Raw genomic sequence first — 23,789 nt, forward strand, 5'->3', positions numbered from 1 at the left:
CAGGCAACGCCGAGTGACATGAGAAAAACCTTGAATGGATCTCGTTCACCATGGTCTTAGGGATATGCTGCCCGCACTCTTACGCGCATATACAGCACTCAGTAATTCCGTGACGGATCCTGGAAGGTTGCACCGATCTTTGGTTCGCTGCCGGATGTTGTATGTCCACGCGGGACTTTCGACAGATTGCCAAGCCGGTTATTTCCGGCGGTGCACTTCCACTTTAGCACCATCTGTGTCAACCGTCAGTTTAAGGACACGCCAGCCGTCAGGCATTTGCGAGGACTCCAATGTGGCGGCAATATGCCGCTCGACCGCATCCGCCTGCGCGGACCCCGCAGCCAGCGTCATCACCGTCGGCCCGGCACCGGAGACAACAGCGGCGAAACCAGAGGCACGAAGCGACTGCAGCAAGGCTGCGCTCGGTGCCATGGCAGGCGCCCGGTGGCTCTGGTGCAGCTCGTCCACCGTCGCCGCGAGCAGCAGTTCCGGGTCACGCGTCAGCGCCTGCACCAACAAGGCGGCCCGTCCGGCATTGGCCGCGGCGATATGGTGTGGTACCGAGACCGGCAGCAGGTTTCGGGCCGTTTCGGTTGACAATTCATAGGATGGAATGGCCACAACCGGAACAATTTCCGAAGCGACATCAACGGCGGTGCTGAAAAAAGAACCCGCCGTTTCCCAGGAGATGGCCAGCTTGCCCGCCAGCGCCGGTGCCACGTTGTCAGGATGGCCTTCCTGGGCGGAACAAAGCTGCAGGACTTCCTGAGCACTGAGCCGGGCAGCCACGGGCAGCAACGAGTTGGCCAGCAGCACCGCGGAGACGATGGCCGCCGCAGAGCTTCCCAGTCCCCGGCCGTGCGGAATCACGTTCTCGGCCTGCAGCCGCAGGCCTTCCGCACGGTAGCCGGCGCGTCCCAGCGTGTCCTGGATGGTGCGGATGATCAGATGGCTTTCATCCGTGGGCAGGTTTGCGGCGCCTTCACCGGAGATCTCGGCATGGAATACGCCGTCGTCGGTGGTTTCAACGCTGACCGTGTCATACAGGCTTACGGCCAGGCCGAGACTGTCGAAGCCGGGCCCGAGGTTGGCGCTGGTCGCCGGCACCCGGACGCTTACGCGCTGCCCGGGCACCACGGCGGTACGCTCTGCGGTCCTCACGGCGGTGTTATTCGAGACCAAGAGCTGCAGCCACGCTCACGACGTCGAAATCCACCTTGACGGGTGTAACCTCATGGCCGTCTTCGGTTTGCAGGGCCCACTGCGGATCCTTCAGGCCGTGGCCGGTCACTGTGATCACAATGGTCTTGCCCGCAGGAACTTCACCGGCAGCGTGCTTCTTGATGACGCCCGCAACACCCGCTGCCGAACCGGGCTCGACGAACACGCCTTCCTTGGAGGACAGCCAGCGGTGGGCGTTGAGGATTTCCTCGTCCGTCACCGAATCGATCAGCCCGCCCGACTCGTCACGGGCGGCAATGGCGGTGTCCCAAGACGCCGGGTTGCCGATCCGGATGGCGGTGGCGATGGTTTCCGGCTCGGTGACCGGGTGCCCCAGCACCAGCGGTGCCGCGCCGGCGGCCTGGAAGCCCCACAGTGTGGGTGTCTTGGTAGCGACGGCTTCGAGGGTGCCAGCAGTCTCGGATTCGTAGGGCTTGGCGTACTCCTGGTAGCCCTTCCAGTACGCGGTGATATTGCCGGCGTTCCCCACGGGCATCACATGGATGTCCGGGGCATCCCCGAGGAAGTCAACGGTCTCGAAGGCCGCCGTCTTCTGGCCCTGGATCCGCGCGGGGTTGACGGAGTTGACCAGGAAAACCGGGTACGCCTCCGACAGCTTGCGGGCAACTTCGAGGCAATTATCGAAGTTGCCGTTGATCTGGATGATCTCGGCGCCGTGGGCGATGGCCTGGCTCATCTTGCCCATCGCGATCTTCCCGGCCGGCACCAGCACGGCGCACTTCAGGCCCGCCTGGGTGGCATAGGCGGCGGCGGAAGCCGAGGTGTTGCCCGTTGACGCGCACACTACGGCCTTGGCTCCGGCCTCCACGGCTGCGGTGATGGCCATGGTCATCCCGCGGTCTTTGAAGGAGCCGGTGGGATTCATCCCTTCCACCTTCAGGTACACGGCTGAGCCGGTCAGCTCGGAGAGGGCCTTGGCATGGACCAGCGGCGTTCCGCCTTCACCGAGCGTGATGATCTCGGTCCGGTCCGTGACGGGCAGACGTTCGGCGTACTCGCGGATAACGCCGCGCCATTGGTGGGCCACTTAGACTCCTTCTACTCGCAGTACGGAAGTAACTGAATTAACAATGTCGAGATCCTTGATGGCCTCCACCGTCGCGGCCAGCGATTTCTCGGTGCCGCGGTGGGTGATGATGCGCAGTTCCGCGGAGGCGGTCCCGTCGGCGATCGAGACCAGGTCTTCCGTGTGCATGGTCTGGCGCATGACTTCGATCGAAACCCCATGGCCTGCGAAAACGTGGGCAATCTTGGCCAGGACGCCGGGCTGGTCCGCTGCGTCGATGTCGATGTAGTAGCTGGTGAGGATGCTGTCTTCACCCAGGACCGGAAGTTGCTGGCCCGTGGTTTCGGTGCGTCCCCGGCCACCGCTGACCATGCGGCGGGCGGCGCTGACAACGTCGCCGAGCACGGCCGAGGCCGTGGGGCGTCCGCCGGCGCCCTGGCCGTAGAACATCAGCTCGCCGGCATTCTCCGCCTCGACGAAGACGGCGTTGAAGGCGCCGTGGACAGCCGCCAGCGGGTGGGTACGCGGCAGCAGGGTCGGATGCACGCGCACGGACACCCCTTCGCCGCCGTCCTTGGTCGGCTGCTTCTCGGCGATCGCCAGCAGTTTGATCACGAAACCGGTGTCTTTGGCTGCGTCGATGTCTGCGGAGGTGATGCCGGTGATGCCCTCGCACTTGACCGCGTCCAGCGGGAACATGGTGTGGAAAGCCAGCGAGGCAAGCAAGGTACCCTTCGCCGCTGCATCCAGCCCCTCGACGTCGGCCGTTGGATCCGCCTCGGCGTAGCCGAGGGCCTGGGCGGCCTTCAGCGCGTCCTCGAAGGCTGCACCGGTGGTGTCCATCTGGTCGAGAATGTAGTTGGTCGTGCCGTTGACGATGCCCAGCACCCGCTTGATCCGGTCCCCGGAAAGGCTCTCCCGAATGGGGCGCAGAATCGGAATGGCTCCGGCCACGGCCGCCTCATAGTAGAGCTCGACGCCGGCGGCAGAGGCCTTCTCGTAAAGGGCGGGCCCGTCGGCTGCCAGCAGTGCTTTGTTCCCGCTGACCACGGAGGCACCGTGCTCGATGGAGCGCAGGATCAGCGAACGTGCCGGTTCCAGACCGCCCATGAGCTCAATGACGATGTCCGCGTCCTTGACCAGCGTCTCGGCGTCGTCGGTGAACAGGTCCCGGGGCAGGTCGACATCGCGCGGCGCGTCAACGTTGCGGACGGCGATTCCGGCCAATTCCAACCGGGCTCCCGAACGCGAGGCCAGTTCAGCGGCGTCGTCCAGGAGAATGCGGGCCACCTGGGATCCGACATTTCCGCATCCCAACAGTGCCACTTTCAGCGTGTTCATTGCTGTACTTACTCCCAAAGCCATTGTTGTTTCCAAGAAATCCGCCGCCCCGAGCAGACTGATCGTGCCTCAGCCCAGGTCGCGGGCCAGAAGATCCTCTTCTGTTTCACCGCGCACAATCAGCCGTGGCTGGCCGTTGCTAACCGCAACCACCGGCGGCCGTGGAACATAGTTGTAGTTGCTGGCCAGCGCCCAGCAGTACGCACCGGTGCCCGGCACCGCCAGCAGATCCCCGGCGGCTACGTCACCAGGCAGATAAACGTCCCTGACTACAATGTCACCGCTTTCGCAATGTTTGCCAACCACGCGGGAAATAATCGGGTCTTCATCCGTCACACGGGAAGCCAGCACAGCCGAATAGTCGGCGTCGTACAGTACCGGGCGGGCGTTGTCACTCATGCCGCCGTCCACGGAAATGTAACGCCGCGGATAGGTCCGTCCGTCCTCGCTGTCCACGTTCACGGTCTTCAGCGTGCCCGTCTCATACAGAGTGAACGTGCTCGGACCCACGATGGCGCGCCCCGGTTCGATCGAGATCCGCGGAACCTTCAGTTCCAGCCTGCGGCAAGTGGAATTAACGACGGCGGCCATCGCCTCCGCGAGTTCGGCTGGCGGGCGCGGCGTGTCGGCCTCGGTGTAGGCGATGCCGTAGCCGCCGCCCAGATCCAGCTCCGGGAGCTCCACGCCATGTTCATCGCGGATTTGGGCGACGAAGGTCAGCAGCCGCTCCGCAGCCAGGGCGAACCCTTCGGGTTCGAAAATCTGGGAACCGATGTGGCAATGCAGTCCCAGCAGATTGATGGACTCGGCTGCCAGGGCTTCGCTGACGGCCCGTGCGGCTGGTGAGCTGCCTGCGGAAGGCAACGCCCCGCCGTCGTTCACTGTGCCGGACTCTGTGTCCGCGGCGGCCATGGACAGGCCGAACTTCTGGTCCTCGTGCGCGGTGGCAATGAATTCATGCGTATGGGCGTGCACGCCGGGCGTCAGGCGCAGCATGACATTGGCCCGCTCGGACCGGGCTGCGGCAATAGCAGCCAGCCGCTGGAGTTCATCCAGGCTGTCCACCACGATCCGGCCCAGCTTCATGTCCAGGGCCCGGTTCAGTTCCGCATCGGACTTGTTGTTCCCGTGCAGGCCGAGCTTCTCACCGGAGATACCGGCGCGTGCGGCTACGGCCAGCTCGCCGCCGGAGCAGGTATCCAGCCGCAGGCCTTCCTGCTCCACCCAGCGCGCTACCTCTATGCAGAGGAAGGACTTGCCGGCGTAGTAGACGTCCACTCCCCCGCACAGGTCGGCGAAAGCGGCGTCGAAGGACTCCTTGAAGTCCCGGGCGCGGGCGCGGAAGTCCGTCTCGGACATGACGAAGAGCGGCGAGCCGAAACGGGCCTTGAGGTCGCTGACGCCGACGCCGTCAATCTCCAATTCGCCGCTGGCACCGCGGGCCACGCCGCGGGCCCACATCTTCGGCTGCAGTTCGTTCGCGTCTGCCGGATAGCTCAGCCACTGGGGAGCGAGCGGGGAGGCTTCGCGAATTGTTGAAGTCATGTGCTTACATCCGTTCCGGCGCACTGACGCCCAGCAGGCCCAGGCCATTGGCCAGAACCTGCGTGGTTGCATCATTGAGCCACAGTCGGGTCCGGTTCAGGTCGGTAACTTCGGCATCGCCCAACGGTGTCACGCGGCAGGAATCGTACCAGCGGTGGTAGGCGCCGGCGATGACTTCCAGATGGCGGGCCACCCGGTGCGGTTCGCGCAGCTTGGCCGCCGTGGCCACGACGGACGGGTAGGCTCCGAGGTAGGCCAGCAGTTCGTTTTCGGTGGCGTGGTCCAGCAAGGAGGCGTCGAAGGCGCTGCGTTCCACCCCTGCGGCTACCGCATTTCGTGCAACGGCACAGGTACGGGCATGGGCGTACTGCACGTAGAACACCGGGTTCTCGTTGCTGCGCTTGGTCAACAGGTCCAGATCGACGTCGATATTGGAGTCCGCGTGTGACCTGGTCAGCGCGTAGCGGGCCGCGTCCACGCCGACTGCGTCCACGAGGTCTTCCATGGTGACCACCGTGCCGGCGCGCTTGGACATCCGGACCGGCTTGCCGTCCTTGACCAGGTTCACCATCTGGCCGATGAGGACCTCGACGCGGTCCGCGCTGTCGCCCATGGCAGCGGCGGCAGCTTTCAGCCGTGCCACATAGCCGTGGTGGTCGGCTCCGAGCATGTAGATGCACAGATCGAAGCCACGGTCTCGCTTGTTCTTGAAGTAGGCGATGTCGCCGGCGATGTAGGCTGCATGGCCGTCCGATTTGATGACCACCCGGTCCTTGTCGTCGCCGAAGTCCGTGGACTTCAGCCACCAGGCGCCCTCGTCGAAGTAGAGGCTGCCGGAGGTCTTGAGCTGTTCAAGCAGCGCGTCGACGGCACCGTCTTCAAAGAGCGCATTTTCGTGGAAGTAGACATCGAAATCGACGCCGAACTCATGCAGCGACTTTTTGATGGCAGCAAACATCAGTTCGACGCCCCGGCTGCGGAACTCTTCCTGCGGGTCTGCGGCCGAGAGCGCGTCCGGATTCTGGGCCAGCACGGCATTGGCAATATCCGCGATGTAGTCTCCGCCGTAACCGTCCTCCGGTGCGGGTTCGCCCTTCGCGCTGGCGAGCAGGGACCGGGCAAAGCGGTCGATCTGGTTGCCATGGTCATTGAAATAGTACTCGCGCGTAACCTCAGCTCCCTGCGCCTGCAGGATGCGGGCCAGCGAATCCCCCAGGGCAGCCCAGCGTGTCCCGCCCAAGTGGATGGGCCCGGTGGGGTTGGCGGAGACGAACTCCAGGTTGATCTTGGTGCCGGCGTACTCCTCACCGGTTCCATAGCTATCGCCGGTTTCGACGATGGTCTGGGCCAGTGAACCCGCCGCAGCGGCGTCCAGCGTGATGTTCAGGAAGCCGGGGCCGGCAATGTCAACCTTGGCAACGCCGTCGATCTTGGCCAGCCGGGCGCTGAGGATTTCGGCGAACTGGCGCGGATTCATCCCCGCTTTCTTGCCCAGCTGCATGGCCACATTGGTGGCCCAGTCACCGTGCTCGCGGCTCTTCGGTCGCTCCACCCGCACCTCGCGGGGCATCTCGACGGCGAAGTCACCTGCGTCGACGGCATCCTGCAGGCAGGCGGTAATGGCAGCGGAAAGTTCTTCAGGAGTCACCCGTTAAGCATAAGTGCAGTGCAAACCGGATTCTGCCGTCGCCCCGTGACCTGGGGCTGCCACCACGGAAGACCTGCCGGACCGGTACCGCCACATGGTTTCGCCAGGGATTTTCCACCCCGAGGCGTCCGCCGAATTCATCTGTACGCCTTCCTCGGATACTGACGGTTTGTGCCTGTGGGGGTAGTTCCTGATAAGCTCATTGACGTCCCAAAAGGTGCTGAAGATTTACCCGGCACCGCGCCCTCGTAGCTCAGGGGATAGAGCGTCTGCCTCCGGAGCAGAAGGCCGTAGGTTCGAATCCTATCGAGGGCACGTCAGAAAAGCCCCGCCGCTGGAATACCAGTTGGCGGGGCTTTTCCGTTCCGTCAGGCACGGGTGCGCCAGGGAAGCTTGGCGCGCGCCGCGGTTAATGAACCGCCATGGCCGCGGAGCTTCCACGGAACGTCCGGCGGTAGGTCGCTGGCGAAATGTTGAGTGCTTTGACGAAATGATGGCGCAGCAGGACCGCCTGGCCAAAACCGGTGGCGCGGGCAATCTCGTCGATGTTCAGATCCGAGGTTTCCAGCAGCTCCTGGGCCAGCAACACACGCTGGGCATTGATCCAGGCAGCAGGCGTGGCACCGGTCTCGGCGCGGAACCGCCTGGCGAAAGTCCGTTCCGACATGTGCACGCGTTGGGACAGTTCCGCGATGGAGACCTCGCGGTCAAGATTCTCGCTGAGCCAGACTACGAGGTCTTTGAGGGTGCTGCAGCCTTCGAGCGACAAGGGTCGCGCGATGTATTGGGCCTGGCCACCTTCCCGGTGCGGCGGTACGACCATGTCCCGGGCAATGGCTGCCGCCACTCCGGCGCCAAGCTCGGTCCGAACCAGATGCAGGCAGGCATCGATCCCGGCCGACGTACCGGCACTGGTGATGATCCGGTCATCCTGGACGTAGAGCACGTTCTCGTCTACATGGATCTGCGGATATTGCTGGGCAAGCTGCTGCGAGTACTGCCAGTGCGTGGTTGCGCGGCGGCCGTCCAGCAATCCGGCTCCGGCCAGGACAAAGGCACCCGTGCACAATGACATCACCCACGCTCCGCGCGCATGGGCGCGGCGGAGTGACTGCTTAACCTTTTCCGGCACGGGTGCGTCCCATTGATAGGGCGCCACGATGAGCAGATCTGCGTCCTCGGCCGCTTCGAGCCCCAGGGCGACATCGATGGAAAACCCGGTCTTGGTGTCCACCTTCCCCGGCGTAGGCGTGCAGACCTTGAAGTCGAAGGCCGGCACCCCCGTTCCACGCGCGGATCGGTCAATGCCGAACACCTCGCATGCGACGCCGAATTCGAACGGCGAGGTACCTGGAAGTACCAGCACAGCTACGTTTTTAAGCATGTGTTCATTATGGCAGTTTTTTATCGTTAGTGGTCATTTCTGCCACTCTTTTTTTGGTCCGTACCGGCGCACCATGAAGTCATGGAACTTCTTCTAGCCCTGGCTTTCATCCTCGTCATCGTTGCCACCGTCGCCATCATCCCCAGCGATGGACACGGCCACACTCCGGAGGAGCGGTCCCTGCAGGACTGGTCCGACGGCGCCCTGCCAAGCCGCCCGTTCTCCCAGCTGATGCGCTGGTAAGCGCCCGCTGCTCCCCGTTCGAAGACGGCGCTGCCGAGACCCCTACTGCCGGTGGGCAAAGAGATCCCGAAGCAGCGCCACTTCGGCAAGGTGATGGATCATTTCGCGGTTGATGTGCAGTACCAGCGCACCCATGGATCGATCGGCAAACCGTCCTTCTGCCGCCCCGCACGGTTTCTCCAGGCCCAGTTCGTCCAAGGAACCGACGCCGTCGATCCAGCGGGCATAATATTCGTCCAGCAGCGCAAGCGCACCGTTTGCGGTTCCCGGATAGTCAAAGCTTTCGTAATCTACCGCCGGCCCGCCGAAGTGGGACGCATTCCTGGTTCCCAGCACTCCGACCAAGATATGGCCGAGCCGCCAGGCGATGGTGGTCACGGGGGCGGGATAGGGCTCGGGGATAGCGAAGTCGATCGTGTAATCACCGGAGCCTACGGCCATCGGCGCATGGCTGGTCCCGCGGTGGCGGACGTTCCAGCAGTCCTCCCCCGGTTCCCAGAAATATTCCTCCTCGGTCAGCCCCTTTAGCCGGGGCCTGGCTTGGTTCTCCCAGTGCCACTGAAGCTGGTCCAGCAGTTCGAATTCAGCGTTGAACACCATTTCCCGCGCCCTTTCCCGATCAGCTCCGCCCGCGTCGGCGCTGCAGCTTGTCTCCATCATGTCGTGCCGCCGCCGGTTTGCCCAGAGAATTCAGGACGGCGGCTGTCCGCATTGGGGCGTAGATTGTGTGCATGCTTGAAACGTCGGCACGGTTGCTTCAGCTACTGTCCCTGCTGCAAATGCGCCGCGAATGGACCGGTTCGGCTCTAGCTGCGCGCATGAGTGTCACGGAGCGGACAGTCCGACGGGACATCGACAAGCTGCGCAGTCTCGGCTACCCCATTAACGCATCGCCCGGCGTGGCGGGCGGTTATCAACTCGGCGCTGGTGCGCAGCTACCGCCGCTGTTGCTGGACGATGACGAAGCCCTGGCCGTTGCGCTGGGACTCAGCGCCGTCACCGCCAGCCCGGTTTCCGGTGTTGCCGAAGCTTCGGTACGCGCGCTGACCAAGCTTGAGCAGGTACTCCCGTCGCGGCTCCGGCCCAAATTCACCATGCTCAAGAACGCGGTCACCACCTTGAGCAGCCCTCGGACTGTGGTGAACCCGGAGACTCTGACCAGCGTTTCCGCTGCCATCGCTGACCGCCGCGTTGTGGCCTTCCGTTACGCCAAGCCGGACAGCGAGTCCTCCCGGCGCTTGGCCGAGCCGTACGGCCTGGTGGATGCCGGACACCGCTGGTACCTTGTGGCCTGGGATCTGGGCCGCCGGGACTGGCGGACTTTCCGCGTGGACAGGTTCGAAAGCGTTCCTTCTGCACGGGAGCGCTTCACACCCAGGCCGCTGCCGCAAAAGGATCTGGCAACGTATGTCCAGCGCTCGATCACACGCTCGCCCTACCGTTATGACGTCGTCGTACGCATTTTCGCGCCACTTGAAACGGTGGCCGAACGGATACCGCCCCAAGTAGCGGAGCTAACTAACGACGGCGGCAGTACTGTTCTGCGTTCGGGTTTCGATTCGCTGGACTACCCCTTGATGCAGCTCGCGGCATTGGGATTCGAGTTTGAAATCCTGCAGCCCGCCGAATTCAAGGACCGCGCTCTGGAACTGGCGGGAAAACTGGCGAAGGCCGGACGCTAAACGCGTCCGGCCTCCATCAGTTCCGCCCAAACACTGGCCCGCAGCCTGTGTCCCGGAAGATCTACTGCAGCATGGTGCGGTCGTCCAGGGCGCCGCCCTTGATCTTTTCGAACTCGTGCAACAGGTCCTGGACCGTGGTTTTCCGCTTCTGTTCCTGGCCAATATCCAGGATGATCCGGCCTTCATGCATCATGATCAGCCGGCTCCCGAGGCGCAGGGCCTGCTCCATATTGTGGGTGACCATCAGGGTAGTCAACTGGTGCCGTTCCACGACCTCCGCGGTCAAGCGGCTCACGAGGTCAGCCCGTTGCGGGTCCAACGCCGCGGTGTGCTCATCCAGCAGCAGGATTTTCGGACTGCTGAAGGTGGCCATGAGCAGTGAGAGCGCCTGGCGCTGCCCTCCGGACAGAAGGCCCACCTTGGCTTTGAGCCGGTTCTCCAAGCCCAGCTCCAAGGATTTGAGCTCCTCCTGGAAAAACTCCCGCTTCTTCTTCGTGACACCGGGGCCCAGGCCTCGCGTCTTACCGCGCTCATAAGCCATGGACATGTTCTGTTCGATGGTCATGTCCGGCGAGGTTCCTGCCATCGGATCCTGGAAGACCCGGCCAATGAATTTCGCCCGCTGGTGGTCCGCCAGCTTGGTCACGTCATTGCCGTCGATCCTGACCGTACCGGTGTCCGGGCGGAGCTTGCCCGAAGTGATGTTCAGGACCGTCGATTTACCGGCCCCATTGCTGCCGATCACCGTGACGAACTCGCCTGGCGACAGCGAGAGGTTGATCTCCTTCAGTGCCACCCGTTCATTGACGGTGCCGGCGAAAAAGGTCTTGTGCACATTAGTTATATCCAGCATGTCAGCCCTTAGCTCCCGCCCCGGTCAGCGACTTCCTCATGTTGGCCAGTCCGCCGATCCGCTTGAAGAGCTTCCATTGTGGCAGCACCAGGGCGATGACCACCAGCACCGCGGAGATCAGTTTCATGTCGTTCGGGTTCAGGCCGGCCTGCAGGGCAAGCTGGATGACCACGCGGTACAAGACGGAGCCGAGAACTACGGCCAGCGAGGCGATGATGATGAGCCTCGAGCCGAAGATCGCCTGACCGATGATGACCGACGCAAGACCAGCCAGAATCAGGCCGATGCCCATGCCGATGTCGGCAAAGCCCTGGTACTGGGCAATGAGTGCCCCACAAAGGCCGACCAGGCCGTTGGAAAGCGCGAGACCGAGGATTTTCATCCGGTCGGTGCTCACCCCGAAGCTGCGGATCATTTCCTCGTTGTCACCGGTAGCCTGCATGGCCAGACCAACGTCTGTGTGCAGGAACCAGTCGATGACGAACTTGACCGCCAGGGCGAACAGCGCGAAAACCACCACGGCCATGGCAGTGCCCAGCAGACCTGCGTCGCGCAGGGGCGTAATGAGCGTATCTTCGCGCAGCAGGGGCAGGTTGGCCCTGCCCATGATGCGCAGGTTGATCGAGTACAGCGCGATCATGGTCAGAATGCCGGCCAGCAACCCGTTGATCTTGCCCTTGGTATGCAGTATCCCGGTAATCCAACCGGCAACCAGTCCTGCGCCGAAAGCGGCGACGGTGGAAACAACCGGCGAATAGCCATTGATAATCATGATCGAGGCGACAGCAGCCCCAGTGGTGAAGCTGCCGTCAACCGTCAGATCGGGAAAATTCAGAATGCGGAAGGTCAGGTAGACCCCCAGAGCCATGATCGCGTAGATCAGGCCCAGCTCAACCGCGACAATCATGTGTCGGTATCCTCAGGTTCTACTCAATGACGCGGTCGGCGGATTCCAGCAGCGAAGCTGGAATCTCGATGCCCATGCGCTCGGCGGCTGCGGGATTGACGACAACTTCCAGCTCGGAGGCCGTCTGGATCGGCATGGACGCAGGGTCCTTACCCTTGAGGACCTCAATGGCCATCATGCCCGTCTGGTAACCCAGGTCCTCGTAGTTGATGCCTTCGGTAGCGACGGCACCGCCTTCAACACTCGCAGCATCCGAGGCGATCACGGGGATCTTCTTCGATTCCGCAACGCCGATAAGCGATTTCAGCGCCGACACAACGTTGTTGTCCGTCGGGACATAGAACGCGTCGACGTCCAGGGACTGCGCGGCCTGCTGGACCTCGCTGGAGTTGCTGACGGTGGCTTCCTTGATTTCAAGGCCCATGTCGGCAGCGACCTTCTTCGCCAGGTCGACCTGGACCTGCGAGTTCACCTCGCCGGAGCTGTAGACGATGCCCACGCTCTTGGCGTCCGGAACCAGTTCCTTCAGCAGGCCCAGCTGTTCCTCCACGGGATTCAGGTCGCTCGTCCCGGTGATGTTGCCCCCGGGAGCCTCCAGCGATTCGACCAGACCAGCCTCGACGGGATCGGTGACGGCAGTGATCAGGATGGGGATGTCCTGGATGGCCTGCGCGGCCGCCTGGGCAGTCGGAGTGGCGATCGCGAGGACAAGATCCTTCTGGTCCGTGGCAAACTTGCCGGCAATCGAGGTCGCGGTAGCCTGGTCGCCCTGAGCGTTCTGCTCGTCGTAGGTGACATTTTCACCCTCGGTGTAGCCGTTCTCGGCCAGGGCCTTCTTGAAGCCCTCCCGCGACGCGTCCAGTGAGGGATGGGAAACAATTTGCGTGATGCCGATTTCGACCATCTCGCCGGCCGCCCCGCTCTCGCCGGATCCGGCCTCGCCGCCGCCGTTGCCGCACGCCGTCATCAGCAGCGCCGAGGCGAACAGCGAGGCGCCCATGGTTGTGTATGTTGACCGTTTCATGCCAGTGATTCCTTTCAAATCGCAAACGTGCCGGATGCTCCCGGCCCGCTCCCCAAGTCACAGCCGTCCATGCGCTCCACCAGGTTCCCTGACGGTGGAATATGCCGCTTGCCGGCGGCGTCATTACCCGGCTGCGGACACGGACAGTCATTCCGTGCGGAAAGTCCACTCTGATAGTACCTGTGAACAGCGTCACATTGTCTAATCTACAGTCCAAGCCTAGGACAAGAGTCCACTCACGCGGCCCTACGAATGGACGATCCGTGCCGAAACGGCAGCGAGGCTTAGGTTCTGTCCATGGATGTGTGCATGCCCCGGAACCGATAAACTGGGCGCAATCATGACACTGAAAATCACTTATCCCGAAATGTTGCCGGTTTCGGAACGGCGGGATGACATCATGGCGGCCATTGCTGCCAACCAGGTCACCATCATCGCCGGCGAAACCGGTTCGGGGAAGACCACCCAGATTCCCAAAATGTGCCTTGAGCTGGGGCTCGCGGAGACAGGCCTGATCGGCCACACCCAGCCCCGCAGGCTCGCCGCCCGCACCGTTGCCGAGCGGATCGCGGAGGAACTGGACGTCAAGCTGGGCGAGGAAGTCGGCTTCCAGGTCCGTTTCACCGGTCAAGTGGGCCGCAGCACCCGGATCAAGCTGATGACGGACGGCATTCTGCTCGCCGAAATCCAGCATGACAAGCTGCTGAAGAAATACAGCACCATCATCATCGACGAGGCGCATGAGCGAAGCCTCAACATCGATTTCATTCTGGGCTACCTCAAGCGGATTCTGCCCCAGCGCCCGGATCTGAAAGTCATCATCACGTCCGCCACCATTGATCCGGAGCGCTTCGCCAAGCATTTCGGTGACGATGAGCCGGCTCCGATCATCGAGGTTTCCGGCCGCACCTACCCCGTGGAAATCAGGTACCGTCCGCTCAACATGCCGGCAGGCACCATCGACTCGGACGACGAGCTGGAAGAGGACCGCGATCCCTTGGACGCGGTCTGCGATGCGGTGGACGAACTGGCCGGCGAAGCCCACGGGGACATCCTCGTCTTCTTCTCCGGGGAGCGGGAAATCCGCGATGCCGCGGATGCACTGCGGTCTCGGGTGCAAACAAACCGCCGGTTGGCGGGAACCGAGATTCTGCCGCTCTATGCCCGGCTCTCCCTGGCCGAACAGCACAGGGTCTTTTCGCCCGGTGCCGGCGGCCGGCGGCGGATCGTCCTGGCCACCAACGTGGCGGAAACCTCCCTGACCGTACCCGGAATCAAATACGTCGTCGACACCGGCACGGCCCGCATCTCGAGGTATTCGCACCGGACCAAGGTCCAGCGACTGCCCATCGAGCGGATCTCCCAGGCGTCCGCCAACCAGCGCTCCGGACGCTGTGGCCGTGTCAGCGACGGCATCGCGATCAGGCTGTATTCGGAAGAGGACTTCGAAGCACGGCGTGAGTTCACCGATCCCGAAATCCTGCGCACCAATCTGGCCGCCGTCATCCTCCAGATGACAGCCATGGGTGTGGCCCGCAGCCCGAAGGACATCGAGAATTTCCCGTTCGTCGAGCCGCCGGAAACCCGGGCGATTAACGACGGCGTCAACCTCCTCCGCGAGCTCGGCGCATTGGCCGAGCCGAGCAAACCGGCAGACGCGGCCCGCGAACCGCAGGCCCCCGGCCGCGGAGGTGGCCGCGGGCCGCGCCGCGAACCCGGCCTAACCGCCGTCGGACACCAGCTGGCCCAGTTGCCGGTGGATCCTCGTCTGGGCCGCATGATTGTCGAAGCCGGCAAACGCGGGTGCGTCCGCGAGGTCATGATCCTCGCTGCGGCGCTGACCATCCAGGATCCGCGTGAACGGCCCTCTGCAGACAGCGGCAGCAAGCAGCAGCAGGCCGCCGAACTCCACAAGCGGTTCGTGGACGAGAGCTCGGACTTCACCGGCATCCTGAACCTGTGGCGCTACGTGCAGGACAAGCAGAAGGAACTTTCCTCCACCCAGTTCCGCAAGTTGTGCCGCACCGAGTTCATCAATTACCTGCGGATTCGCGAATGGCAGGATCTGTTTGCGCAGCTGCGGCAACTCGCCAAGCCGCTGGGCATTACTCTTTCGTCCGGCAGCGAAGTAGACCCTGTGGGCAAACACGACGACATCCACAAGAGCCTGCTGGCCGGCCTGCTCAGCCACATCGGCGCCTACGAGGAGCGCAAACGCGAATACGCAGGCGCCCGCGGCACCCGCTTCGCAATTTTCCCAGGCTCGGCGCTGTTCAAGAAGTCACCCGATTGGGTCATGGCGGCCGAACTGGTGGAGACGTCCCGGCTCTGGGCCCGCGTAGCTGCCCGGTTTGATCCGGCATGGGCCGAGGAAATCGCCCCGCAGTTGCTCAAACGGACCTATTCCGAGCCGCACTGGTCACGGCGCATGGGTTCGGTCATGGCCTATGAGAAGGTCACCCTCTACGGCGTCCCGATCATCCCGCAGCGGCGCATCCAATACGGCAGGATCGACCGCGAGCTCAGTCGGGATCTCTTCATCCGCCATGCTCTGGTTGAAGGTGACTGGCGCACGCACCACAAGTTCTTCCACCGCAACCGCGCCCTGCTGGCCGAGGTCGAAGAGCTGGAGACGCGTACGCGCCGACGCGGCCTCCGTGTGGATGATGAGGCCCTTTTCGAGTTCTACGATCAGCGCATCGGCGAGAACGTGGTCTCCGAGCGTCACTTCGACAAATGGTGGAAGGCGGCGCGGCAGGAAAATCCCACGCTGCTGGACTTCGATCCCGATGCGCTCCTGACCGAAGAAGCCGAAGAGCTCGACGCCGGCGCGTTCCCGAAAATCTGGCGTCAAGGCTCGTTTGAGCTGCCGCTGAGCTATGTTTTTTCTCCGGTAGCGCCCGGAGGGACTCCCAACCCTTCGGACGGTGTCACGGCAGAGGTGCCGGTGCTGTTCCTGAACCAGCTCAATCCGGCGCCCTTCCGCTGGCAGATTCCCGGCCTGCGGGCGGACTTGGTGACCGCCTTGATCAAGTCCCTGCCCAAGCAGGTGCGCAAGAACTTTGTGCCGGCGCCCGATGTGGCGCGTACTGCTGCAGCGGTTCTTGCCGAGGAGTTTGTCCCGGAAGAAGATGAGCTGGAACCTTCGCTGGAGCTGGTGCTCCGCCGGCTCAAGGGCCACATCATCCCGCCCGGTTCATGGAACTGGGAAGTAGTGCCGCCGCACCTACGGGTCAGTTTCCGTGTGGTGGACGCGCGCGGAAAAGTCCTGGGCGAGGACAAAGACCTGGCCCGGTTGCAGGAAGAGCTTGCACCGCAGACCCGCCGCGCCATCGCCGATTCACTCGGTGCCACCCCCAAGACGGCCAAGCCGGTGAAACAGGCCAGGGCGGCATCGACGCCTGCTGCTCCGGCGTCGAGCGGCATCCAGGAACTGACAGGGCTGACCGAGTGGACGGGTGGCACGCTCGAACGCGAGGTCAAGCGACTGGTAGCAGGCCACACAGTCACGGGCTATCCGGCATTCGTGGATGAAGGTCAGACGGTGGCGCAGCGGATCTATCCCACTGCCGCGGAGCAGGAGTCCGCCATGCGGTCCGGCGTCATCCGGCTGCTGGCGCTTCGTGTGCCGTCCCCGCAGCGCTACGTGCTGGACCATTTGAACAATACCGAGAAACTCACCTTCAGCCAGAACCCGCATGGTTCTGTCGCCTCGTTGATCGATGACTGTACGCTGGCGGCCATCGACAAGCTGGTGCCGCAGGAGCTGCCGTGGTCCAAGGAAGAGTTCGACCGCCTGTATGAGGTGGTCCGTGCGGAACTGATCGACACCGTCTTCTCCGTGACCGCCGTCGTCGAAAAGATTCTCTCCAGCAACCGGCGGATCCAGAAATCGCTCAAGGCCAGCACGAGCCTGGCCCTGATCAGCGCGCTGAACGACATCAAGAGCCAGCTCGAGCAGCTGGTCTACCCCGGTTTCGTCGCCCGTACCGGCTATGCCCAGCTGAGTCACCTCCCCCGCTATCTGGCCGCGATCGAGCGCAGGCTGGAAAAGCTGCCAACCAACGTGGCGCGGGACGGCCAGCAGATGGCGGCCGTGCAAAAGCTTGAAGACGAGTACGACGACGCGGTCGCGGCTTTGCGTCCCGGCTCACGGCACCCCGGAGCGCTGCGCAGAGTGCGGTGGATGCTCGAGGAGCTGAGGGTCAGTTTCTTCGCCCAGGAACTGGGAACGGCCTATTCCATTTCAGAAAAGCGCGTGCGTGCTGCCCTGAACGAGGCCCTCAGCAAGTGACGCCGGACGGGCGGCCCAGCGTCACAGCCTAATCTGCCGGGATGAATTCGCCGTAGCCGGCGTCGCGCAGGCCCGCGCGCAGTTGCCGGGCGTTGTTCTCCATCCGTTCGGGATCCGGGTTCTGCTCTGCCCGCTTGAAGTCGAATTCGGCTTCCGAGCTTGCCGGCCACACGTGAAGGTGGAGGTGGTCCACTTCGAAGCCGGCGATAATCATGCCCGCCCGCGGTGCCCCGAACACTTCAACCTGCACCTTGCCGATGGTCTGGGCAACGGCCGTAACTTTCTGCCAAAGCTCCGTCGGCGCGTCCGTCCAGCGGTCCACTTCCGCACGAGGAACCACCAGCGTGTGGCCGTCCGCCAAGGGCCCAATGCTGAGGAAAGCAACGACGTCGTCGTCCTTCCACACAAATTTGCCGGGGATCTCACCGTTGATGATTTTCGTGAACAGCGTGCTCATGCTTTCTCCTTCACAGATGCTATATCCAGGACAAACCGGTACTTCACATCACCGGCCACCATGCGGTCGTACGCCTCATTGAGCTGGTCCGCGGTGACCATTTCGATGTCGGAAGTGATGTTGTGTTCGGCGCAGAATTCCAGCATCTCCTGGGTCTCGGCGATCCCGCCGATCATGGAGCCGCCGTAGGCGATGCGCTTGCGGATGAGCGCGCCGACCGGAACCGGCGGCATGTCCCCAGGAGGCAACCCCAGCTGGATCAGGGCGCCATCCCTGCGTATGGTCCGCAGGTAGGGGCCGAGATCGTGGGCAGCGGCGACGGTGTCGATGATCAGGTCGATGCTGTCCCGGGCCTGCGCCATCGACGCGCTGTCCGAGGAGAGGACTACGCGGTCCGCCCCCAGCGCGCGGGCTGCCTCGGCTTTGCCTTCCGACGTAGTAAACACCGTGACTTCGGCGCCCATGGCCTTGGCGAGCTTAACGGCCATGTGCCCGAGGCCGCCCAGGCCCGCAACTCCCACCGAGTCGCCGGCCTCCACCCCGAAGTAACGCATGGGTGAGTAGACGGTGATGCCGGCACACAGCAGCGGGGCGGCGGCCGCCGGGTCGAGGCTCTCCGGAACGCGCAGACAGTAGTTTTCGTCGACCACGATGGACGTGGCGTAGCCGCCCTGCGTTGGCTCGCCGCCGCGCCGCCGGTCGGGCACGCCGTAGGTGCCGGTGGAACCGTTCTCGCAGTACTGCTCCAGACCCTCTTCGCAGCTAACGCATTCGCGGCAGGAATCCACCAAACAGCCCACACCCACCAGATCACCGATGGCGTGGAGCGTCACGTCCTGCCCAATCCCCGTCACCCGTCCGACGATCTCGTGGCCGGGCACCAGCGGATACCGCGATGGCCGCCATTCGCTGCGCACGGCGTGCACATCCGAATGGCACAGCCCGCAGAAGGCGATCGCGATTTCCACATCGTGAGGTTCGGGCTCACGCCGCTCGATCCGCAGGGGAAGAAGCCCCGACGTCGGCGATGTCGCGGCATAGGCCTGCGCGGTGCTCATGGATCTCCTCGGATTCGGCGCTGGCAGGGGCTGGCCCAACGGCGGCGGTTTGGGACGGCCAAGACTCATACAGCGACGCTACCCTGTTGCCGTATCAGCCTGCCAGTCGCGAACGAGGCGCTGTCCCTGGTTCAGGGACGGCGTCGACGGCGTACCCGCCAGGCTCGCTCCCCAGAGCCACGGGCAGCTCCGACCGTTGCGACCACTGCGACCAGGAACCGGGGAACAAAGCGGCCTTGAGGCCGGCGTGGGCCAGTGCGGCAACCTCTAGGGCCGCCGTGACGCCGGACCCGCAGTACACTCCAATGGCCTTGCCCGGCAGCACACCCAACTCGCGGAACCTCGCGGCCAGCAGTTCCGGGGGCAAGAACCTGCCCGCCGCATCCAGATTGGCGCCGGCCGGAGCGTTGAGGGCACCGGGAATGTGACCCGCCTTCGGATCCACCGGTTCGCTCTCGCCGCGGTACCGCTCCGGCGCCCTGGCATCGAGCAGCAACCCGTAGCCGGTAAACGCGGTGACTTCGCCAAGCTCCAGCACGGGCATCTGTCCCGGCGCCAGGGTGACGCAGCCGAGGCTCGGCAGTTCGTCGCCGCGTTCGGTGTCAAAGCCCGCAGCCTGCCAGGCAGCCAGTCCGCCGTCGAGCAGGAAGACGTTGTCGAAGCCACCGTCTTTGAGGAGCCACCAGAGCCGTGCGGCGGAAAGCCCGCCCACGTTGTCATAGGCGACCACCGTATCCCCGTTGTTGATTCCCCATTCCCGGGCTGCTTCCTCGAAAGCGGCTGCGTCGGGCAGCGGATGGCGCCCGGCTTGTGGGGACGGCGGCGCGGCCAACTGCGTTTCCAGATCGACGTAGACAGCGCCTGGAATGTGCTCGCCAAGATAGTGTTCGCGGCCGTGGGGGTCGCCCAGCGCCCAGCGGACATCGAGTACAACCGTGCGGAGGCCGGAGGTCATCCGGTCCTGCAGGGTCCGTACGTCCATCAGAGTCCTCATGAGATCTCCTCCTGAACTGTTGCCGGCCCCGTTGCCGGCGGATGTGCTGCTGCCCAAGGGTTTGGACAGCTGGGTTTTACAATGTAACGCTTTGCCCCGGCTCCAGATGTTCGTAGCGGGTGCCGTACCGTTCGCCGAAGGACTTCACGTGTTTTTCGACAATACCCTTGCCCGCGCTGTTCAACAGGCCGTCATGAATCGGGAACGCCCGTTCTGCCCGCACAGCCGTGACGAAATCGATCACCTCGCCCACTTTGGACCAGGGGGCATGGATCGGCACCAGGACCGTTGGAACCTGCAGGCCATGGGGCACAATAAAGGAATCTCCTGGGTGGTACACCTCGTCATTAATCAGGTAACCGATGTTGGCGACCATGGGAATATGCGGGTGGATCAGGGCGTGCTGTCCGCCAAACGTGCGGACGTCGAAGCCGGGCACCGAAAACCGGGTTCCGGAATCCGATGCATGGATGCGCGCGGCAGCCTCGGGTACCAACGCACGTAGTTCCTCTGCTACGCCCGCCGGCCCGTAGACCTGCAGTTCCGGCATGGCAAGGATGGCCGAAGGCAGCCGCTCCCGGTCGACATGGTCCTCGTGTTCGTGTGTAATCAGGACGGTGCCGGCACCGTCCAGAGCCCGGTCAACCTCGGAAAAGTTTCCGGGATCGAGGACCAGCACGTGTCCGTCGCGCTCAAGCCTGACGCATGCGTGGGTGTACTTGGTTAGCAGCATGGTCCCAGCCTACCCAGCCGGCGCAGTCCGGGAACCGGTTCCGGACCGACTGATAGGCTGGAGGTCAGCCTTCAGGCCGCACCACCCGCTGTCAAGGAGACCTCCCACCCAATGTCGACCCCCTCTGCCGATTTCCAGGCACCCCGCCGTGGCTCGGAGCAACGAGTGACCCGGCAGCGGCTCGCCGTCAGCGGCGCACTGGACAGCCTCGACGATTTCGTCAGTACCCAGGAACTGCACCGGCTGCTGCATGGCCGCGGTGAATCGGTCTCACTGGCTACCACGTACCGGATCCTGCAGTCCATGGCCGAGGACGGGCAGGTGGATGTACTGCGCAAGGACGACGGGGAGGCCGTGTACCGGCGCTGCGCCGTTGAGCACCACCATCATCACCTGCTCTGCAGGGACTGCGGCAAGGCCGTGGAGATCGAGGCGCCGGCAGTGGAACAGTGGGCTTCCCGTGTTGCGGCTGAACACGGCTACACGCAAGTCGCGCACACCGTGGAAATGTATGGGCTATGCCCGGAATGCAGCGCTAAGCGGCAGTAACTTTCACCGCAGCGATATCCGGGGAAGCGCTCCGCCGTGTCCTGCCCAGCTTGTCGCGCCGCGCACTGATCAACCGGCAGACCAGGTAGATCAGGAACGAGATCGTGGTGACGTAAGGGCTGATCGGAATGCGCCCGCCCAGAGCCAGCAGAATGCCGCCCACCACGGAAACCAATGCGAAGATCACGCTGAGGCCGACAACCAACCGCGGAGAAGCGGTGACCCGAAGTGCGGCGGCAGACGGTGTGATGACCAACGCCAGCACCAGCAGCGCGCCCACTACCTGGATGGACAGGGCGACCGCCAGCCCCAGCAGGAACATGAACGCGATGGCCAGCTTACCCACGGGCACTCCCCGGGCTTCGGCAAGATCCGGATCCGCGCTGGCAAACGTCAGGGGCCGCCAGATCGCCAGCAGGGCCACGATAACGAACAGCGAGCATCCCAGCATCACGTTCAGCTGTACGGTGTCTACCGAGACGATCTGCCCGGTGAGCAGGCCGAACTTATTCGCGGACCTGCCCTCGTACAAGGACAGGAAAAGAATGCCCAGACCCAAGCCGAACGGCATGATGACTCCGATGATGGAGTTCCTGTCCCGCGCCCGCATGCCCATGACACCGAGGATGACGGCGGCAATCACCGAACCCAGCAGCGAGCCGAAAACCACGTTGGCTCCCACGAGCAGCGCGAAAGCGGCGCCGGCGAAAGACAGTTCGGCGATGCCGTGGACGGCAAAGGCCAGGTCCCGCATCATGACGAAGGTTCCGATGAGGCCCCCGACCAGTCCGAGCACGGCTCCGGCGATGAGCGAGTTGGTTACCAGCGGAAGCAGCTCGGCATAGTCTTCGAAGTTGAAGACCGCGTTCATGAACTCATTGAGGTCCATGTTCAGTCCTCCTCGCCGTGGTGATGGGTGGTGGCGTCCGGCAGCCCGACCACGATGATGCGGCCCTCGTTATGGATGACTTCGACATGGCTGTTGTACATATCCGACAGGACTTCGGTGGTCATGACCTCTTCGGGCGCCCCGACCCGGAACCGGCCGCCCGCCAAGTACAGCACCCGGTCCACGTAATCGATGATCGGGTTGATCTCGTGTGTGACGAACACCACGGCGCTGTTCTGCTCATGGCATTGCGCATTGATCAGTGCACTCACCGCCTGCTGATGGTGCAGGTCCAGCGACAGCAGCGGCTCATCGCACAGCAGCACCTTGGGATCCGTGGCCAGCGCCTGCGCGGCCCTCAGCCGCTGTTGCTCGCCACCGGAAAGCAAGCCGACCGGAGCTTCCGCATAGGACGAAGCACCGACCAGGTCCAGCAGTTCGTCCACGCGCCGACGGTGCTTGCGCCCATTGAGCCGGACGCCCCAGCGGTGACCGTCCAGGCCGAGACCAACAAGGTCCCTCGCACGCAAGGGCGTACCCGGAACAAAAGACTTCTGCTGCGGGATGTAGCCGATGTCGCGGCTCCCCCGCGCCACCGAGCCGCCGTTGATGCGCGCGCTTCCGTGCGTCAGCGGCTGCAGACCGAGCAGTACCCGCAGGAAACTCGTTTTGCCGGACCCGTTCGGCCCGAGTACCGCGAAGAACTCGCCCGGGTTGATCTCAAGGTCCAGATCATGCCACAGCACACGGTTGCCAAAGGAAAGGGAGGCCCCCTGCAGGCTGACGGCGGGTGTTGTCACACGGTTCCTTGAACTCGCTCCGGTTGGCTGGGACAAGTCAATCACAGTACTGCTGGTCATTGTCGTCACTTAGACCGCGAGCACGGTGGAAATATTGTCCAGGTTACTGCCCATCCACGACAGGTAGTCCTGGCCCTCAGGCAGCGTTTCAGTGAAAACAACGACGGCGACGCCGGCATCCTCGGCCACCGCGCGCAGTTGCTGCGTCTGGGGGCCTTCAGTCTGCTCGTTGTAGGCCACGAAACGGATGTCTCCCCCGCTGATCAAGTCCTGCGTCTCCTTTACGGCAACCGGCGCGGCATCGCTGCCTTCCTCGACTGCCTGCAGGAAGTCGGCCGGCGTCTCGTTGTGCAGGCCCAGCGCTTCGAGCAAATAATGCGGCACTGGATCCATGGCCGCCACTTCGGCGTTGCCAACGCGGTCGGCCAGCGCATCGCGTTCCTGCACCAAGGCGTCAAGGTCCTCTTGGAAGGCGGCGCTGTTAGCCTCGAACATTGTGGCGTTGGCTGGATCCAGCTCGCCGAGCTTTTCGGCGACGACGTCAGCCATCTTGCCCATGGTTTCGAAGTCATACCAGACGTGTTCGTTCAGGCCTTCGACATGCCCATGGCCTGCGTGCTCATCGTCGGCTTCCGGCTGGGCGGATTCCCCGGCCTCCCCGCCCAAACCTGAGACGTCCACGGCGCTGAGTACATACTCGTGGTCCTTACCAGCTTCATCGACCAGGCCGTGCAGGAAGGGGTCGTAGCCGCCACCGTTTTCGATGACGACGTCCGCCTCGGACACGGCCAGTTTGTCCCTGGCGGTTGCCTCGTAGGAATGGGGATCCTGAGAGAGCTTGTTGATAATGGAGGTCACCTCCACGGCTTCACCGCCGATGGTGGCCGCGAGGTCGCCGTAGACATCGGTTGAGGCGACGACCTGGACTTTTCCGGCTTCCCCGCCGTCTGTCCCGCCGGCCCCGGAACCACCCTGGCCGCAGGCCGAAAGCATTAGTGCGAGTCCGGCGACACCGGAAATAGCAGTCAGACCACGAAAAGGCCTCATCGACACCTCGATCTACTCATAATGAGAATCAATACCAACTGGGAACTAATACAGTGTAACGTAACGCGAACGGTTCGCATTACCGGCGGCAGA

General features: G+C 63.6%; 21 protein-coding genes and 1 tRNA gene. 5 read left to right on the top strand and 17 right to left on the bottom strand.

Features of this window, described 5'->3' with window-relative positions:
- Nucleotides 1-198: 198 nt before the first annotated feature.
- From thrB to argS, 5 genes are all read right to left on the bottom strand, one after another.
- On the bottom strand, nucleotides 199-1,161 hold the full coding sequence (thrB, locus tag J5251_RS17325) for a homoserine kinase (protein WP_208574712.1): 963 nt from the start codon (nucleotides 1,159-1,161) through the stop codon (nucleotides 199-201).
- 7 nt (nucleotides 1,162-1,168) lie between these two features.
- A complete protein-coding gene (gene thrC, locus J5251_RS17330) occupies nucleotides 1,169-2,269 on the bottom strand; it encodes a threonine synthase (RefSeq protein ID WP_139004874.1) in 1,101 nt (366 codons plus the stop codon).
- Nucleotides 2,270-3,589, bottom strand: coding sequence for a homoserine dehydrogenase (locus J5251_RS17335; protein WP_208574713.1), 1,320 nt, complete (start codon nucleotides 3,587-3,589; stop codon nucleotides 2,270-2,272).
- Between the two features lie 69 nt (nucleotides 3,590-3,658).
- A complete protein-coding gene (lysA, locus tag J5251_RS17340; protein WP_139004872.1) occupies nucleotides 3,659-5,134 on the bottom strand; it encodes a diaminopimelate decarboxylase in 1,476 nt (491 codons plus the stop codon).
- Between the two features lie 4 nt (nucleotides 5,135-5,138).
- Complete coding sequence (gene argS / locus J5251_RS17345) at nucleotides 5,139-6,782, bottom strand: arginine--tRNA ligase (RefSeq protein WP_139004871.1); 1,644 nt, start codon at nucleotides 6,780-6,782, stop codon at nucleotides 5,139-5,141.
- A 242-nt stretch (nucleotides 6,783-7,024) separates the two neighbouring features.
- Here argS and J5251_RS17350 point away from each other — a divergent pair.
- Nucleotides 7,025-7,097, top strand: a tRNA-Arg gene (locus J5251_RS17350).
- 94 nt (nucleotides 7,098-7,191) lie between these two features.
- On the opposite strand, the gene J5251_RS17355 is transcribed toward J5251_RS17350, so the two are convergent.
- The gene (locus J5251_RS17355; RefSeq protein WP_139004870.1) at nucleotides 7,192-8,166 is read right to left on the bottom strand and encodes a GlxA family transcriptional regulator; all 975 of its coding nucleotides are present in this window, start codon (nucleotides 8,164-8,166) and stop codon (nucleotides 7,192-7,194) included.
- Between the two features lie 81 nt (nucleotides 8,167-8,247).
- Between J5251_RS17355 and J5251_RS17360 the strand changes: the two genes are divergently transcribed.
- On the top strand, nucleotides 8,248-8,409 hold the full coding sequence (locus tag J5251_RS17360) for a hypothetical protein (RefSeq protein WP_171059325.1): 162 nt from the start codon (nucleotides 8,248-8,250) through the stop codon (nucleotides 8,407-8,409).
- A 42-nt stretch (nucleotides 8,410-8,451) separates the two neighbouring features.
- Here the strand turns inward: J5251_RS17360 and J5251_RS17365 are convergent, their stop codons facing one another.
- Nucleotides 8,452-9,009: a DinB family protein gene (locus J5251_RS17365; RefSeq protein ID WP_208574714.1), complete on the bottom strand. Its 558-nt coding sequence runs from the start codon at nucleotides 9,007-9,009 to the stop codon at nucleotides 8,452-8,454.
- Between the two features lie 131 nt (nucleotides 9,010-9,140).
- Between J5251_RS17365 and J5251_RS17370 the strand changes: the two genes are divergently transcribed.
- A complete protein-coding gene (locus J5251_RS17370; protein WP_208574715.1) occupies nucleotides 9,141-10,091 on the top strand; it encodes a helix-turn-helix transcriptional regulator in 951 nt (316 codons plus the stop codon).
- A 61-nt stretch (nucleotides 10,092-10,152) separates the two neighbouring features.
- On the opposite strand, the gene J5251_RS17375 is transcribed toward J5251_RS17370, so the two are convergent.
- From J5251_RS17375 to J5251_RS17385, 3 genes are read right to left on the bottom strand one after another with little or no spacing between them, the layout of a single operon-like run.
- Nucleotides 10,153-10,944 (bottom strand): ABC transporter ATP-binding protein, encoded by a 792-nt coding sequence (locus J5251_RS17375; protein ID WP_208574716.1) that lies wholly within the window; start codon nucleotides 10,942-10,944, stop codon nucleotides 10,153-10,155.
- Between the two features lies 1 nt (nucleotide 10,945).
- Nucleotides 10,946-11,851, bottom strand: coding sequence for an ABC transporter permease (locus J5251_RS17380; protein WP_208574717.1), 906 nt, complete (start codon nucleotides 11,849-11,851; stop codon nucleotides 10,946-10,948).
- A 19-nt stretch (nucleotides 11,852-11,870) separates the two neighbouring features.
- A complete protein-coding gene (locus tag J5251_RS17385) occupies nucleotides 11,871-12,875 on the bottom strand; it encodes an ABC transporter substrate-binding protein (RefSeq protein WP_208574718.1) in 1,005 nt (334 codons plus the stop codon).
- Nucleotides 12,876-13,215: 340 nt separating this feature from the next.
- On the opposite strand from J5251_RS17385, the gene hrpA reads away from it, so the two are divergent.
- Complete coding sequence (gene hrpA / locus J5251_RS17390; protein ID WP_208574719.1) at nucleotides 13,216-17,169, top strand: ATP-dependent RNA helicase HrpA; 3,954 nt, start codon at nucleotides 13,216-13,218, stop codon at nucleotides 17,167-17,169.
- Nucleotides 17,170-17,197: 28 nt separating this feature from the next.
- Here hrpA and J5251_RS17395 read toward each other — a convergent pair whose 3' ends face one another.
- From J5251_RS17395 to J5251_RS17410, 4 genes are all read right to left on the bottom strand, one after another.
- Nucleotides 17,198-17,626: an HIT family protein gene (locus tag J5251_RS17395; protein ID WP_208574720.1), complete on the bottom strand. Its 429-nt coding sequence runs from the start codon at nucleotides 17,624-17,626 to the stop codon at nucleotides 17,198-17,200.
- Nucleotides 17,623-18,753 carry an NAD(P)-dependent alcohol dehydrogenase gene (locus J5251_RS17400; protein WP_208574721.1) on the bottom strand — a complete coding sequence of 377 codons (1,131 nt, stop codon included), beginning with the start codon at nucleotides 18,751-18,753 and terminating at the stop codon, nucleotides 17,623-17,625. Before J5251_RS17400 ends, J5251_RS17395 begins: the two co-directional genes overlap by 4 nt.
- A 25-nt stretch (nucleotides 18,754-18,778) precedes the next feature.
- Nucleotides 18,779-19,678 (bottom strand): sulfurtransferase, encoded by a 900-nt coding sequence (locus J5251_RS17405; RefSeq protein WP_208574722.1) that lies wholly within the window; start codon nucleotides 19,676-19,678, stop codon nucleotides 18,779-18,781.
- A gap of 76 nt (nucleotides 19,679-19,754) precedes the next feature.
- The gene (locus J5251_RS17410) at nucleotides 19,755-20,411 is read right to left on the bottom strand and encodes an MBL fold metallo-hydrolase (protein WP_208574723.1); all 657 of its coding nucleotides are present in this window, start codon (nucleotides 20,409-20,411) and stop codon (nucleotides 19,755-19,757) included.
- Between the two features lie 111 nt (nucleotides 20,412-20,522).
- Between J5251_RS17410 and J5251_RS17415 the strand changes: the two genes are divergently transcribed.
- Nucleotides 20,523-20,960, top strand: coding sequence for a Fur family transcriptional regulator (locus J5251_RS17415; RefSeq protein WP_139004859.1), 438 nt, complete (start codon nucleotides 20,523-20,525; stop codon nucleotides 20,958-20,960).
- Here J5251_RS17415 and J5251_RS17420 read toward each other — a convergent pair.
- The 3 genes from J5251_RS17420 to J5251_RS17430 form a co-directional block, all read right to left on the bottom strand.
- Entirely contained in the window at nucleotides 20,947-21,849 is a 903-nt protein-coding gene (locus J5251_RS17420) for a metal ABC transporter permease (RefSeq protein WP_139004858.1), read from the bottom strand. The two genes, J5251_RS17415 and J5251_RS17420, sit on opposite strands and share 14 nt — an antisense overlap.
- 2 nt (nucleotides 21,850-21,851) lie before the next feature.
- Nucleotides 21,852-22,649 carry a metal ABC transporter ATP-binding protein gene (locus tag J5251_RS17425; protein ID WP_240793019.1) on the bottom strand — a complete coding sequence of 266 codons (798 nt, stop codon included), beginning with the start codon at nucleotides 22,647-22,649 and terminating at the stop codon, nucleotides 21,852-21,854.
- A 69-nt stretch (nucleotides 22,650-22,718) separates the two neighbouring features.
- Entirely contained in the window at nucleotides 22,719-23,696 is a 978-nt protein-coding gene (locus tag J5251_RS17430) for a metal ABC transporter solute-binding protein, Zn/Mn family (RefSeq protein WP_208574724.1), read from the bottom strand.
- Between the last annotated feature and the right edge of the window lie 93 nt (nucleotides 23,697-23,789).

Source organism: Arthrobacter crystallopoietes (assembly GCF_017603825.1).
GTDB classification, from domain to species: domain Bacteria; phylum Actinomycetota; class Actinomycetes; order Actinomycetales; family Micrococcaceae; genus Crystallibacter; species Crystallibacter crystallopoietes_B.

Excerpts from the sequence above, each read along its gene's own strand:
- J5251_RS17365 (WP_208574714.1), bottom strand. The coding sequence starts at position 9,009 with ATGGTGTTCAACGCTGAATTCGAACTGCTGGACCAGCTTCAGTGGCAC.
- J5251_RS17405 (WP_208574722.1), bottom strand. The coding sequence starts at position 19,678 with ATGAGGACTCTGATGGACGTACGGACCCTGCAGGACCGGATGACCTCC.
- J5251_RS17380 (WP_208574717.1), bottom strand. The coding sequence starts at position 11,851 with ATGATTGTCGCGGTTGAGCTGGGCCTGATCTACGCGATCATGGCTCTG.
- J5251_RS17400 (WP_208574721.1), bottom strand. The coding sequence starts at position 18,753 with ATGAGTCTTGGCCGTCCCAAACCGCCGCCGTTGGGCCAGCCCCTGCCA.
- lysA (WP_139004872.1), bottom strand. The coding sequence starts at position 5,134 with ATGACTTCAACAATTCGCGAAGCCTCCCCGCTCGCTCCCCAGTGGCTG.
- hrpA (WP_208574719.1), top strand. The coding sequence starts at position 13,216 with ATGACACTGAAAATCACTTATCCCGAAATGTTGCCGGTTTCGGAACGG.
- J5251_RS17360 (WP_171059325.1), top strand. The coding sequence starts at position 8,248 with ATGGAACTTCTTCTAGCCCTGGCTTTCATCCTCGTCATCGTTGCCACC.
- J5251_RS17410 (WP_208574723.1), bottom strand. The coding sequence starts at position 20,411 with ATGCTGCTAACCAAGTACACCCACGCATGCGTCAGGCTTGAGCGCGAC.
- J5251_RS17355 (WP_139004870.1), bottom strand. The coding sequence starts at position 8,166 with ATGCTTAAAAACGTAGCTGTGCTGGTACTTCCAGGTACCTCGCCGTTC.
- J5251_RS17430 (WP_208574724.1), bottom strand. The coding sequence starts at position 23,696 with ATGAGGCCTTTTCGTGGTCTGACTGCTATTTCCGGTGTCGCCGGACTC.
- J5251_RS17415 (WP_139004859.1), top strand. The coding sequence starts at position 20,523 with ATGTCGACCCCCTCTGCCGATTTCCAGGCACCCCGCCGTGGCTCGGAG.
- J5251_RS17385 (WP_208574718.1), bottom strand. The coding sequence starts at position 12,875 with ATGAAACGGTCAACATACACAACCATGGGCGCCTCGCTGTTCGCCTCG.
- J5251_RS17420 (WP_139004858.1), bottom strand. The coding sequence starts at position 21,849 with ATGGACCTCAATGAGTTCATGAACGCGGTCTTCAACTTCGAAGACTAT.
- J5251_RS17375 (WP_208574716.1), bottom strand. The coding sequence starts at position 10,944 with ATGCTGGATATAACTAATGTGCACAAGACCTTTTTCGCCGGCACCGTC.
- J5251_RS17335 (WP_208574713.1), bottom strand. The coding sequence starts at position 3,589 with ATGAACACGCTGAAAGTGGCACTGTTGGGATGCGGAAATGTCGGATCC.
- J5251_RS17395 (WP_208574720.1), bottom strand. The coding sequence starts at position 17,626 with ATGAGCACGCTGTTCACGAAAATCATCAACGGTGAGATCCCCGGCAAA.
- J5251_RS17370 (WP_208574715.1), top strand. The coding sequence starts at position 9,141 with ATGCTTGAAACGTCGGCACGGTTGCTTCAGCTACTGTCCCTGCTGCAA.